The following is a 14,074-nucleotide window of genomic DNA, read 5'->3' as shown; positions in this document are numbered from 1 at the left end:
CTACTTAATCATTTTTTTCTCTAAAATTATGTGCAATAGCAATACTAGGATCTAACATTATATGTATCGCTGTTCAGCTCGACAAGTGTGTTTTTAGCCATTATTTTTCAGAAAGAAAAAAGGGCGCATCGCCCTTTTTATGCTTCTTTCTTTTCTGTTCCTTCTTTTTGATTCATCTCTTCCTCTATCAATGCCCGTTTCAAGATCTTGCCGACCAACGTTTTTGGCAATTCTTCGCGGAATTCATATAGACGTGGAATCTTAAAAGCAGCTAGGCTTTTGCGGCAATACGTTTCTAAATCCTTTTCTGTCACTTCCATCTCCGGTTTCAGTACGATGAATGCTTTCACCGTTTCACCACGGTATTCGTCAGGTACGCCAATAACCGCTGCTTCCATCACTGCAGGGTGGCTATACAACACTTCTTCTACTTCACGTGGATAAATATTAAAGCCACCAGCAATAATGAGCTCTTTTTGGCGATCGACAATGTAAACATAGCCTTCTTCATCCATCCGTCCCATATCGCCACTTCTAAACCATTCCCCGTGGAAAACTTGGGCTGTTGCCTCTGGGCGATTCCAGTATCCAGACATGACTTGAGGTCCTTTAATCCAAATTTCCCCCACTTCGCCAATGTCGGCTTCTCCGTCTTTTTCTACAGAATAAATCATCACTTCTGTATCTGGCCAAGGAATGCCTACACTACCTGGCTTCCGTTTGTCCCATACCGGGTTCGCACACGCAATGGGTGACGTTTCCGTTAGCCCATACCCTTCAACAATACGACCTTTTGTAATTTCCTCAAACGTTTCTTGTACCTCTAATGGCAATGGTGCCGAGCCACTTAAACATGCTTTAATAGACGACAAATCGTACTTTCCAATATCAGGGTGATTAATTAATGCCACATACATCGTCGGCGCACCGGGGAATAATGTGATACGTTGCTTTTCAATCGTCTTTAATACTTCCTCTGGATTAAACTTCGGGACAAGTACCATTGCGGCACCTGTGAGGATCGATTGGTTCATCACCGCTGTCATCCCGTATACATGGAAAAATGGTAACGCACCAAGAATCCGCTCTTCAGATGGGTTCGTTTTATATAACCAAGCTTTTGATTGTTGTGTATTAACAACAAGGTTCCGATGGGTGAGCATGACGCCTTTTGCAGGACCGGTCGTTCCTCCCGTATACTGTAGCAACGCCAAGTCATCAATTTCAACAGCCACATTGGCTTCTTCAACCTGACCTTCTTTAATCATTTGTGTAAAGCGTAACGTCCGCTCATCATACGTCACCTTCACTTTCGGCATGCCTTTCTTTTCTTGTACAAGCGGAAACAACAGGTTTTTAGGAAAAGGCAAATAATCTTTTATACTTGTGACAATGACAGTTTCTACAGGTGTCTTACTACGCACATTACGTACTCTTGGCATAACAAGGTCTAGGCAAATCAATACTTTTGCACCAGAATCATTTAATTGATGCTCCAACTCACGCTCGACATAAAGTGGATTCGTTTGGACAACGACACCGCCTACCATTAATGTTGCGTAATAACCAATGACGGCTTGCGGGCAATTTGCTGACATGATTGCCACTCGGTCACCTTTTTTTACACCAAGCGCTTTCAATCTATTGGCAAAGCGTAATGTTTGCTCATACAGCGTTCCAAATGTCATTTTCTTTCCCAAAAAATGAACCGCTTCCTGATTCGGGTATTTTTCAGTCGTTCTTTTGAAAAATGCATGCATTGGCAACGCTTCATATTCCATTGACTCTTTCACTGATTCTGGATAATGAGCCACCCATCTCTTTTGTACAGACTCCATGATTCGCCTCCTTCAGTTCATAAAATCCTCTCGCAAAAAATGCTCCTCCCTTCTATTGTAATGTAATCGCTTACACAATTAAATAGGTTTTTTTGCTTTTTCCTAAAAAAAATGCACGATTTTCTCTTTATATTTACCACATTGTATCTTTTATGTATTTATTTTCCTTAAAAGTTAAAAACATGAACAAAAAAACGCAAAGAGGCACCGTAAAACAGCGCCGCTCTTTTCAATAGAAAATCAAGAAAATCATTCCTGCCAGTAAGAAAATACCACAGCAGATATATAAAATTTTGATGAGCAAATTCATACTGTCCGCTCCTTTGTTATATACTCGCCAGTCCTGCGCTAACCACGTACGATAATCCAACCGAGACAACAAGCGCTATGAAACCAACTGCGCGGTTATCTTCTTGGATTTCATCATCAACGTTAAATCCGGGTGTTAAAAACTCAAACATAAAATAGCTAATTAATAGCAACAAAAAACCGAATGCTCCCCACATGAGCGTCATAAGCAACGAATCGAAGTGTCGCACCGAATTTGCAAAAATGTTGGCAACACCAAAAATCTTTCCTCCTGTTGCCATCGCCACAGCGATATTGCCACGTTTAATTTCTGTCCAATTGTTATATTTTGTGACAGTTTCAAAGATGGCAAGAAAGACAACGAGTGCCAAAATCGTCACGCTATAAATTGCTACTGTATTTATCCACTCATTAGCCAGTAAATTCTCCAATGCATTCTTCAATACACTCTTCCTCTCTCATTCCATCACATTACATAAATTCAATCACAGTATTACCTAGTCCCCCTTCATTCATGCCACCATCTCGCGTTGTTTTAATACGTGGATGTGTTGCAACCAATTTTTTTACACCTTTTCGAAGCGCGCCAGTACCGTGACCATGAATAATTGATACTTTGCTATAACCGGCCAGGAGCGCGTCATCAATGTATTTCTCTACGCGTCTCATTGCTTCTTCATAGCGCTCACCACGTAAATCAAGTTCCGGTGAAACGTGCATGTTTGTGCGTTTAAGTGATGTTGTGCTCGCTGTATTTGTCTCTTTTTTGCTGCTCTTCAAAAGCTGCATATCATCTGTTGCAACGGACATCTTCATCATACCGAGCTGAACGAGGAACGTTTTGTCATCGACTTTCTTCACAATACTCCCGTTTTGGTTTAAACTTAACACTTTTACTTCATCACCCGGTTGTGGTGCTCGTTCCGTCATTTTCTCCATCTGTCCTTTTGATGTTGGCTTTTGTTGAGAGAGCTTCGGAGCTGCTTCTTCTAAGTGTTTACGTGCTTCAATAAGCTGATGGTCTTTCACAGCAGTCCCTTGCTTCTGTAAGTCCCGAAGTTCAGCAATGATCATTTCAGCTTCTTCCTTCGCTTCTGTAAGCGCCTGTGCTGCCTTTTTGTCTACTTCCTGTAAACGAAGCTGTTTTTCCCGCTCAAAACGAGCAAATTCTCGCGCTAGCTGCTTTTTTAATGTTTCTGCGTCCTGTTGCACAGCAAGCGCTTCTTCTCGTGCCTGCTCAACTTCCTTTTGCCGTTGTTCAAGTGACGCAATCATTCTTTCCACTTGACCCGCTTCACGCGTCATCTCAACTTTAGCTGCCGTAATAATTCCTTCATTCAATCCAAGTCGTTTAGAGATGGCAAATGCATTACTTCGCCCGGGTACACCGACAAGTAAGCGATACGTCGGACGCAACGTCTCCACATCAAATTCAACACTTGCATTCAACGCACCTGTCCGTTCGTAGGCATAGCCTTTCAACTCGCTATAATGCGTCGTTGCCACCGCAAGTGCACCGAGTCCATAAAGATGATCTAATATGGCCATGGCCAATGCCGCACCTTCTGTCGGGTCTGTACCAGCGCCAAGCTCATCTAGGAGGACGAGGCTTTGTTCATTCACTTGCGCAAAAATGGACACGATGTTTTTCATATGGGAGGAAAAGGTGCTTAAACTTTGCTCAATTGATTGCTCGTCTCCAATGTCCGCAAAAATGTGCGCAAAGACCGCTAGTTCTGTTTCTTCTTCCGCTGGCACGTGTAATCCAGACTGGGCCATACAAGAAAGCAGCCCTATCGTTTTTAATGTCACTGTTTTACCGCCTGTATTCGGACCGGTGATGACGAGGGAGCGAATATCATTGCCAATCGCTACTTCAATGGGTACGACTTCGTCTGCGGATAAAAGTGGATGACGAGCTTGTTTTAAATGAATATATCCTTGGTCATTTAATTTTGGTTGTACTGCTCTTATTGCATTGGCGTACTGCGCTTTCGCCACGACAAAATCAATCTGCGCAAGCATCTCAAGATTTAACAACAATGACGCACCTTCAACGCCCACTTGATTTGAAAGGTCAGCTAAGATTCGCTCGATTTCTCGCTTTTCCCGTGACTTTGCTTCTGTTAACTGATTGTTCAAAGAAACAATGACACCTGGTTCAATAAATAAGGTTGCGCCAGAGGCAGACTGGTCATGGACAATGCCTCCGAAAGACGAGCGATACTCTTGTTTAACCGGGATTACATAACGATCATTCCGAATTGTCACAAGTGCATCCGATAACATACTTCGTGATGACCTTGTAAATTGCTCTAATTTTGTCCGAATTGTTGTTTCAAACGTGCGGATTTGGGCGCGTACTGTTCGTAACGTCCCGCTCGCTTGGTCGAGTACATATCCGTGGTCATCAATACATTGCTTAATTGCTTGTTCTAACGGCGTTAATGGCACAATTTGTTCCACATATGCGCCTAGCAATGGTAACGACAGAAGCTCATCAGCAATGATGTTAGTAAAAAACTGTTTTGTCCGCTTCCCTCCGTATAAAGTGGCGGCGATTTCAGTCAACTCCGTCGCTGACAACCCTCCCCCAATCTGGGCCCGCTTCACATGTGCTCCAATATCTGTAATTCCCCCTAAAGGGACAGCACCTTTTAATCGAAGCACATCAACAGCTTCAGCCGTCTCACGTTGCCACTCGATCACTTCGTCAATCTGACGAGAAGGTATAAGCGCTTCTACCTTCCTCCTCCCTAGAGAGGAAGCGACAAAACTTAATAATTGTTGCTTCATTTTGTCGTATTCTAATACGCGTTGTACGCGCTCCATCATTTAATATCCCCCCAACATATACTGCCGTTTTGTAAACGGTTATTTTCCTCGCAAAAGGATCTCCTGCCGGAATTTCTCAAAGCTCCATGTATTCAACACATTATCAGGGGTCAACATCGCCTTCCGCGCATATGCATAACCATAATCAACCACATCCAGACCTGACACCCGGTGTGCATCAGAGTTAATTGCAATTGGAACACCTTGTAAAGCTGCTTGCTTCAACCATTTTACTTCTAAATCAAGCCGCCTTGGGTTCGCATTGAGCTCAAGCGCCTTTCCTGCCTCCTTGGCCCAATCAATTAATGTTCCCACATCGATGTCATAGCCAGGGCGCCGACCAATGAGCCGACCCGTTGGATGCGCGATCAAGTGAACATACGGGTTTTCAATCGCCTGCCGCATACGATACATGATTTCTGACCGGCTTTGTGAAAATCCTGAATGAATAGAAGCAATGACAAAATCGATTTCTTTTAATACTTCATCTGGATAATCGAGTGTACCATTTGGCAAAATGTCCATTTCTATACCAGTCAATATGTGAATATCTGTGTATTGTTCATCTAAGCGACGAACCTTTTCATGTTGTTCTTGTAATTGCTTCGTGGATAATCCATGTGCAACTTTTAAAGATCGCGAATGATCTGTAATGGCAATGTGTGTATAACCTTTGGACCGTGCGGCTTCCACCATCTCCTCAATTGTATTCGCACCATCGCTCCAAACCGTATGCATATGTAAATCCGCTTTCGCATCACTCGCCCAAACATCAGTCTGACACTCGGCATAACGTGAAAAGGCAGACTCGTCCTCCCGTGCCTCAGGTGGCATATACGGCAAATTAAAGTGGGAAAAAAACGCTTGCTCATCCTGAAAAGTCATCGTTTCATTTGTCGCTACATTGGTTACGCCATACTCACTAATCTTTTCCCCTTGTTTCTTGGCAAGTTGCCGCATATAAATGTTGTGCGTCTTCGAGCCAGTGAAGTGATGGAGCGCTGTTGCAAATTCCGCGACAGTCACAAGCCTAAAATCAACAGAAATGACGCCACGCTCTAATTGAAGAGATACAGAAACTTTTGTTTCTCCTTGGGCAATAATGTCAGACAGACCGCTTAGTTGCAATAAATGCGCGCGAACAATATGCGGGTCGTCTGTCGCAATGACAAAATCAATATCTTTCACCATTTCTTGCATACGCCGCAAGCTACCTGCGCGTGAGAATCGCGCCACTCCTGGCATCCTTTCTAACTGAACTTCAATTGTTGCTGCAACAGACAGTGCCACTTCGATTGGGAAACGGTCTGGTCCTTTTTGTTGCTCCTTGAGTACGGTAATAATTTTTTCCTCTGACTTTGCGCCAAACCCAGCTAGTGAACGGACTTTTCCTTGTTCGCATGCCGAAAGTAACGTTTTTTCATCTATCACACCTAATTCTCGATACAGTTTGCCTATTTTTTTACCACCAAGCCCAGGTAATCGTAGCAAGGTAAGGAGGCTCTCTGGTAACGTTTCTGCAAGCGAAGTAAGCAGTGATGACGTTCCTGTCTCTTGCAGCTCTGTCAACACTTCAGCTGTCGCTTTGCCAATCCCATTTAACCCACTTACATCTTCAATCTCCCACAATGCTCGCACTTCACGCTCAAGTGCTTGTGCTGCTTTCCGATATGCGGCAATTTTAAATGGGTTTTCGCCTTTGATCTCGAGATAAAGCGCGATAAGCTCCAATACATGAATTGCTTGCTTTTTATCCATCCTTCTCACTCCTTGAGTCCGTGACCATACGATCCTATGACAAGAAAAACAGCTCGCTCCCTTGAGCGAGCCAATCGTTAAAAATTAAAATTCGTCCATAATGACTGGAGCCAGTCCGATAAATAAGGGGTATGGTAAACCATCCACTTCGCCACCGTCGATTGCTGAAGCGCCGTTTGTACACCATCAATCGGAACAACCGTCGCTACATAAACAACCACAAACGTAATTAAATAAAACTCTAGAAATCCTAAAATGCCACCAAGCAGTTTGTTGACTGTATGCAGAAACGGCAAGTGGGCAACAAAATCTAGCATTGACCCAATGATGTGTAAAATAATCTTTGTCCCAAAAAACAGCATGGCAAAAGCGATGGCCGCATAATAAATTCGCTCAGCCCCAAACGATTGAATGAGCATCCCAAATGTATTATCAGGAGAAAGCTCCGGATATGGGATGTATAGGCGAATTTTTTCTGCGAGTGCTGCATGATAACGGTAAGCAATGAATATCGCGACAAAAAAGCCTGCTAAATGAATAGACTGTAAAATAAATCCTCGGCGTCTCCCAATAAAAAAGCCAAAGATCAGTAGAAGTATTAATATTAAACTAACCATTTCTCTCTCCTTCTTGCTGACGCTTCAATTTTAAATAGTCATCTGCAATATTTAGAGCAGTAAGTACAGACAGTTTCGTTGTGTCTAAAGAAGGATTCCTCGTCTTGAGTTGTGCCATTTTATCATTTATATAAGTGGCAGCTTCTTGTACAGACGCTGGCTCTTCATGACTTACGACGTGATACACTTGTCCTTGAATATGAACTTTCGTTCGCTGTTTCTCAGCGTCGTTTGACATGAAAAAACCTCCTTTAACACTTCTTATCATACTCATAAACTGATGTTTATCATACCATGAAGCACGAAAAATGAAAACCCAACCGCTGCTCATCAAAAGGTTATCCATGTTCATATATCGCTACGACTCCAGAAATAGAAAAAGGGCAGACTGTCACATAGACAATTCTCCCTCTCTCCTCAAAGGTGAACTTCAGCACTGCTTTTACATTGCACGCAACGTTGCGCCTGCTTCTTTTTCCAGTACTGCTAACACTTGCTCGTGGACATTCGTTACTTCTTCATCGGTTAGCGTTCGTTCAGCATGGCGGTATGTGAGCGCAAATGCAACCGATTTTTTCCCCTCGTCCATATGCTCTCCTTCATACACATCGAACAAAGCTGCATTTGTGAGCAATGCCCCACCTGCACTGTAAATAAGCGATTGTAATGTACCTGTTGCAACCGTTGTATCAACAACAAGCGCGATGTCACGCGTCACTGCTGGATAACGAGGGACACCTGCAAACACATTTTGTGTCTGTTCACATGTTAGCAACGTTTCAAGGTCAAGTTCACACACATATGTCTCTTTTAAATCAAGTTGTTCGGCAACGGATGGATGTACTTGCGCTAGAAAACCGATCTCTGTTCCATGCAACGCAATGCGCGCTGTCCGTCCAGGATGAAAACCATCACGTGTACAAGCGGTGAATGTGATCTCTTTTTCTACTCGTAGCGCAGCAAACAACCCTTCTAATATCCCTTTTAACAGAAAGAAGTCCACTTGCTTTTCTTCTCCTTGCCACGGATGCGTGAGATACCGTCCGGTCACGAGTGCAGCCAAACGCTCAGTTGCCTTCGGTGACGCTGTTAATGTTGCTTCTGTCGTTAAAAAGACTGAACCCGTTTCATAAATGAACAAATCGTTGTTTTTATGGTTCAAGTTATGCGTACAAATATCGTACAGATGCGGCAACAAACTTGTTCGCATCGTACTACGCGCTTCACTCATTGGCATCGACAATTGAATTGGCTTACAGTCTTCCTCCATGTAACGGACAGCATTTTCTTTACTTGTGAGTGAATATGAAATGACTTCCGACAAACCTGCACCTTCAAGGAAACGTTTCGCTCGTTGTCGCTTCTCTTGATAAATTGTGCGTTTCCCTTGTGCCATTACGCCCTCAGGCAGCGTTACCGGCAGACGATCATAACCATAGATGCGCGCAATCTCTTCGTACAAATCCTCTGGAATTCGAATGTCAGCACGACGAGCAGGGATCATCACTTTTAAATTTTCTCCGCACTCCTCATAAGAGAACTGTAACCGTCTCATCATGTCACCTACATCAGCAAATGATAAAGACGTGCCGAGACGCTTATTCATTGCGTCAATATTGAGTGAAACAACTACCTGCGCTAACTGCCGATGGTCTGCGGCGGCACATGCTAAAATAGTGCCTCCTGCCAGTTCTTGAATGAGCGCCGCTGCGCGCTGGGCGGCTTCGACCACACGTGCTTCATTGATCCCTTTCTCAAAGCGCGCACTAGAATCCGTACGTAAACTAGCAGTACGGGCGGAATGACGCACAACCGTCGGATGGAACGCCGCTGCTTCAAGTAAAATGGTTGTCGTCTTTTCGTTCACTTCTGTATCACGTCCACCCATCACTCCAGCTAAAGCGACCGGAGTCGTACCGTTCGTCACAACCAATTGCTCTCCAGTCAGTAAACGTTCCACACCATCTAACGTTGTAAAACGCTCTCCTTCTTGTGCCCGGCGGACGAGTACTTCTTTCGATCCGAACGCTTCATGATCAAACGCATGTAATGGCTGACCATACTCTAACAATACATAATTAGTCACATCAACAACGTTATTAATCGGACGAATGCCCGCTGCCATTAAACGATTTTGTAACCATAAAGGCGATGGGGCAACCGTAACACCTGCAATAGCTGTCGCCTGATAGTACGGCGTGTCATCTCGATTTTCAACACGCACAGAAATACTGGTTGTCTCAGTGCGCTCCAGTGTGCTCACTTCGGGAACATGCACTGTACGGTCATACAATGCCGCCACTTCATACGCAACACCAAGCATATGCATACAATCAGATCGGTTTGGTGTTAAATCGAGCTCTAACACATCATCATTTAGCGCAAACAATGCGCGCACATCTTGTCCAACAACGACTCCTGCGTCCGGGGCAAATACATAGATGCCTTCTGCTGCATGTTTTGGTATGAGGGCACTGTCAATCCCTAGTTCTGGCAAAGAACAAATCATGCCGTGCGACACTTGTCCGCGCAGTTTTGCTTTCTTAATTTTCATTCCACCAGGTAAGCGAGCCCCAACTTTGGCAACCGCAACAAACTGACCGGCATCAACATTGGCCGCACCACATACAATTTGCACCGTCTCTTCTGCGCCAATGTCTACTTGGCATACACGCAACTTATCAGCATCTGGATGTGGCGCAATCTCTTTAACATAGCCAACAACGACATCGCTCACACCACTGTTTCTCACATGAACAAAATCAATCTCTATCCCACCGCGCGTCATTTTTTCTGCAATGTCTTGCGGTGTTTGATCAGACACATCTACATATTCCTGTAACCATTTATATGAAACAAGCATACGAATCCTCTCCTTTAAACGCCCTTAAATTGCCGTAAAAAACGCATATCATTTGTATAAAAATGACGGATATCATCAATGTCATATTTGAGCATCGCTAAACGTTCTATTCCCATACCAAATGCAAACCCACTGTATACATTTGGATCAAAGCCACTCATCTCTAGGACACGCGGATGAACCATTCCTGCACCAAGTACCTCAATCCATCCTGACTGTTTACACACCCGGCATCCTTGACCGCTGCAAATCCCACATGAAACATCCACTTCTACCGATGGTTCTGTAAATGGGAAAAAGCTTGGGCGCAATCGGATGGAGCGTTCTGCACCAAAGAATTGCTTCACAAATAAAGACAACACGCCCTTCAAATCACTCATACGCACATTGTGATCCACGTAAAGACCTTCCATTTGCATAAATTGATGCGAATGCGTCGCATCGTCATCATCGCGACGAAACACTTTTCCGGGGCAAATAATCTTCACTGGACCGCGACCTGCATGCTTTTCCATCACACGCGCTTGTACAGGTGATGTTTGCGTCCTAAGTAATAGCTCGTCCGTGAAATAAAATGAATCCTGCATATCTCGCGCAGGGTGATCTTTTGGCAAATTCATCGCTTCAAAGTTGTAATAGTCACTTTCAATTTCTGGTCCTTCCTCAATCGAAAAGCCGAGTCCTAAAAAGATCGTCTCCAGTTCATCAATGACCGCACTTAAAGGGTGTGCTATTCCTTGAGAAACAGGGCGGCCAGGTAATGTCACATCAATGGTTTCACTTGCCAATTGTTTTGCGACAGCTTTCTCTTTTAAGATTGACCCTTTTTCTTCCATCGCCATCCGAATTTGGTCACGTACTTCATTTGCAAGTGCACCAATTTTAGGTCTCTCTTCCGGAGAAAGTTGTCCCATTCCCCGCAACACTTCCGTAATTGGACCTTTTTTTCCTAAATAAGCGACACGTATCTCTTGTAACTGTTGCTCATCTTCTGCTTGTGCGACTTTTGTAAGCGCCGCATTCTTCAATGCTTCTAATTGATCTCGCACCATTGATTCCTCCTTCTCATTTCAAATTCATTTTACCGGCATGTCTTTCATGAAGTGATATAAAAAAATGCCACATGCAACCGCAACATTTAATGACTCTGCTTTAGGATGTTGCGGGATATATACTTTTTTATCTACCTGTTTCAACAGGGACGCGTCCACCCCTTCTCCTTCGTTTCCTAAAAGAAGCGCTACATCCGAAATGGGGCTTACTTGCTTGTAGGAAACCGCATCGTGTAATGATGTCCCGTATATAGGCACACGCTGTGTTTGAAATGATTCAATCCATTCAGTAAGCACCCCATGATACACAGGTAAATGGAAAAAAGCCCCTTGTGTTGCGCGAATCACTTTCGCATGAAACAGATCAACTGAACCTGCGCCAAGCACGACACCACTTGCACCTGCAGCCAGTGCTGTGCGAATGATCGTCCCGACATTACCTGGATCTTGTATACGATCACATAAGACATATATGCCCGTTAATTTAGATTGGGGCGTCATCTCTTTCTTGCGACAAATCGCGATCACACCTTGTGGTGATTTTGTCTCAGACAATTCCTTCATGACACGCTCGCTTACATGGATCACCCTTGTATTTTCGCCTGGAAACGGTCCTATATTTGTCGTCAAAATTGTCTCCACAATCCAGCTTGACCGCAATGCCTCTTCAACAAGGTGGATCCCTTCTACTAAAAAACACCCTGTCTGCGCGCGCCCCTTTTTCGTATGTAATTTTTTCCACTTTATAACTTGTTCATTTTTTGGCGACTCAATCTGTATCATTTTTTCCATCTCCAACAGTATCCCCATTTCTCCACACATAATTGAGTTTAGTTTACGACATACTACAAACAGATTTGTCATTTAAGCTTTTGTTAAAACCGAAAAAAGGAGGTCACAGACATGAGCTTCAACTTACGCAGTGCCATCATGGCCAACATTCAAGGAAGTAGTCAAGATGAAGTCGAAGCAACCGTTGTTGACGCAATTGAAAAGGGCGAAGAAAAAATGCTTCCTGGGCTCGGTGTCCTATTCGAAGTTTATTGGGAACATGCTGATAAAGCGAAAAAAGATGCATTATGCGCCGACATTAGTAAAGGACTACAAGGTAGCTAAAGGCATAAGCACCGCTCCCCCAATCCATGAGGGAGCGGTTTTATGTTACTTTTACTGAAACGTCAACGCCTTCACCGTATCGTTGTCAAGCTTCTTAATGACTTCAACGATTAGTTTTACAGCATTTTCATAGTCATCCCGATGCATAATGCCCGCATGTGTATGGATGTAGCGGGTTGCCACTGTAATGGATAGTGCCGGCACGCCATCTGCTGTTAAATGAATCGCGCCAGAGTCCGTTCCGCCTCCAGAAATGGCATCATACTGATACGGTATTTTTTGCTCATCTGCCACTTGTACAACCAAGTCACGCAACCCTTTGTGGGCAATCATTGACGCATCATATAAAATGATTTGTGGCCCATCTCCAAGTTTTCCTTCACCTTTTGCTCCCGGTGTGTCCGCACCGATGCCGACGTCTACACCAAAAGCAATGTCTGGTTTAATCATATATGCACTTGTTTTTGCGCCACGTAAACCCACTTCCTCTTGGACAGTGCCAACACCATAAACGGTATTTGGGTGCGCTACGTCTTTTAATTCTCGTAATACATCAATTGCAATCGCACAGCCTACGCGATTATCCCATGCTTTTGCCATAAGTAATTTGTCATTTTTCATCACTGTAAATTCACATACCGGGACAATTGGATCACCGGGTTTCACACCAAACTCAGTGGCTTCTTCTTTTGAAGACGCACCAATGTCAATAAACATATCTTTAATATCAACTGGTTTTTTCCGTGCTTCAGGTGATAGCACGTGCGGCGGTGTTGAACCAATGACACCATCAATATTTCCAGCTTTCGTCATCACAGTCACACGTTGCGCAAGCATGACTTGTCCCCACCAACCACCAATCGTCTGGAAGCGGATAAAACCTTTATCATCAATCTTTGTCACCATAAATCCAATCTCATCTAAATGACCAGCCACCATAATTTTTGGTCCGTCTTCAGAACCAACTTTCTTTGCGACCAAACTGCCAAGTTGATCCGTCGTCACTTCGTCGGCATATGGTGCGATATAAGACTTCATGACATCACGTGCTTCTTGTTCAAATCCAGAAATTCCATTCGCATCTGTTAATGCTTTTAACATCTTTAATCTTTCGTCCACATTCCACACTCCTCAGCACTCAATTCTTCTTTTAGTATACAGAAAAGAACGCGTTGAAACAAATTTTTATTGTTATTTTGAAACCAATCTTGTGGCATCATCGTATATACGCACAAAGGTCTCTTTTTTCACACCAAATCTATCTCAAAGAGAAAGGAGGACGCGACATTGCTTGTTTACATTTTCCGTCTGTTACTTATCGCAATTGCTGTCATCTTTGTGTATAGTATTGTTACTTATTTCATGCATCCAAATCGAAAACTACAAAAAGCTCACGAGACGAAGCAGTTTTATTTTCTAGATGACGAGAAAAACGTTCGGAAAAACTTTCAATTAACGTATAAAGGTGTTTTGTTTGAAGGAGAAAAATATTTATCTGCAACACAAGGTTCTTTTTCGGTTGAACATATTTACATGAAAGCAGAAAAGCATGATTTACAAGGATTCGACCATGATGATTTCCATTTTATCGAACAAGAGATTGGATTGCGCTATCCAAAAGCACAAATGATTTGGCCCTCTCCTATCAAAGAGTTTTTAAGAAAGCATTAAAAAAGATGCCGTCAC

Annotated in this window: 12 protein-coding genes; 2 read left to right on the top strand and 10 right to left on the bottom strand. The window is 43.5% G+C overall.

Annotated elements, in window-relative coordinates; translation table 11 throughout:
* Positions 1-137: 137 nt before the first annotated feature.
* The 9 genes from NSQ26_RS01605 to NSQ26_RS01565 all read right to left on the bottom strand — a co-directional run bounded on the left by NSQ26_RS01605 (position 138) and on the right by NSQ26_RS01565 (position 12,055).
* Entirely contained in the window at positions 138-1,838 is a 1,701-nt protein-coding gene (locus tag NSQ26_RS01605) for a long-chain-fatty-acid--CoA ligase (RefSeq protein ID WP_499718921.1), read from the bottom strand.
* A gap of 326 nt (positions 1,839-2,164) precedes the next feature.
* Positions 2,165-2,578 carry a DUF350 domain-containing protein gene (locus NSQ26_RS01600; protein WP_090775830.1) on the bottom strand — a complete coding sequence of 138 codons (414 nt, stop codon included), beginning with the start codon at positions 2,576-2,578 and terminating at the stop codon, positions 2,165-2,167.
* A 40-nt stretch (positions 2,579-2,618) separates the two neighbouring features.
* Positions 2,619-4,979, bottom strand: a complete 2,361-nt coding sequence (locus NSQ26_RS01595) for an endonuclease MutS2 (protein ID WP_499719958.1) — start codon at positions 4,977-4,979, stop codon at positions 2,619-2,621.
* A gap of 42 nt (positions 4,980-5,021) precedes the next feature.
* On the bottom strand, positions 5,022-6,740 hold the full coding sequence (gene polX, locus NSQ26_RS01590; RefSeq protein ID WP_499718920.1) for a DNA polymerase/3'-5' exonuclease PolX: 1,719 nt from the start codon (positions 6,738-6,740) through the stop codon (positions 5,022-5,024).
* Positions 6,741-6,817: 77 nt separating this feature from the next.
* The gene (locus NSQ26_RS01585) at positions 6,818-7,357 is read right to left on the bottom strand and encodes a CvpA family protein (RefSeq protein WP_090775797.1); all 540 of its coding nucleotides are present in this window, start codon (positions 7,355-7,357) and stop codon (positions 6,818-6,820) included.
* Positions 7,350-7,595: a cell division protein ZapA gene (locus tag NSQ26_RS01580; RefSeq protein ID WP_090775798.1), complete on the bottom strand. Its 246-nt coding sequence runs from the start codon at positions 7,593-7,595 to the stop codon at positions 7,350-7,352. Before NSQ26_RS01580 ends, NSQ26_RS01585 begins: the two co-directional genes overlap by 8 nt.
* 204 nt (positions 7,596-7,799) lie before the next feature.
* Positions 7,800-10,220: a phenylalanine--tRNA ligase subunit beta gene (gene pheT, locus NSQ26_RS01575; protein WP_499718919.1), complete on the bottom strand. Its 2,421-nt coding sequence runs from the start codon at positions 10,218-10,220 to the stop codon at positions 7,800-7,802.
* A gap of 14 nt (positions 10,221-10,234) precedes the next feature.
* Entirely contained in the window at positions 10,235-11,269 is a 1,035-nt protein-coding gene (gene pheS, locus NSQ26_RS01570; protein WP_499718918.1) for a phenylalanine--tRNA ligase subunit alpha, read from the bottom strand.
* Between the two features lie 27 nt (positions 11,270-11,296).
* Positions 11,297-12,055, bottom strand: coding sequence for a TrmH family RNA methyltransferase (locus tag NSQ26_RS01565; protein ID WP_499718917.1), 759 nt, complete (start codon positions 12,053-12,055; stop codon positions 11,297-11,299).
* A gap of 120 nt (positions 12,056-12,175) precedes the next feature.
* Between NSQ26_RS01565 and sspI the strand changes: the two genes are divergently transcribed.
* Positions 12,176-12,388: a small acid-soluble spore protein SspI gene (gene sspI, locus NSQ26_RS01560; RefSeq protein WP_090775801.1), complete on the top strand. Its 213-nt coding sequence runs from the start codon at positions 12,176-12,178 to the stop codon at positions 12,386-12,388.
* A gap of 51 nt (positions 12,389-12,439) precedes the next feature.
* Here sspI and NSQ26_RS01555 read toward each other — a convergent pair whose 3' ends face one another.
* The gene (locus NSQ26_RS01555; protein WP_499718916.1) at positions 12,440-13,516 is read right to left on the bottom strand and encodes a M42 family metallopeptidase; all 1,077 of its coding nucleotides are present in this window, start codon (positions 13,514-13,516) and stop codon (positions 12,440-12,442) included.
* 159 nt (positions 13,517-13,675) lie between these two features.
* Between NSQ26_RS01555 and NSQ26_RS01550 the strand changes: the two genes are divergently transcribed.
* Positions 13,676-14,059, top strand: a complete 384-nt coding sequence (locus NSQ26_RS01550) for a sigma-w pathway protein ysdB (RefSeq protein ID WP_090775803.1) — start codon at positions 13,676-13,678, stop codon at positions 14,057-14,059.
* Positions 14,060-14,074: the final 15 nt, after the last annotated feature.

Source organism: Bacillus sp. FSL W7-1360 (genome assembly GCF_038592975.1).
Classification (GTDB): Bacteria; Bacillota; Bacilli; order Bacillales; family Bacillaceae_D; genus Shouchella; species Shouchella lonarensis.
The sequence above is the reverse complement of the archived record's forward strand: the minus strand, read 5'-3'. Positions and strand labels throughout refer to the sequence as shown.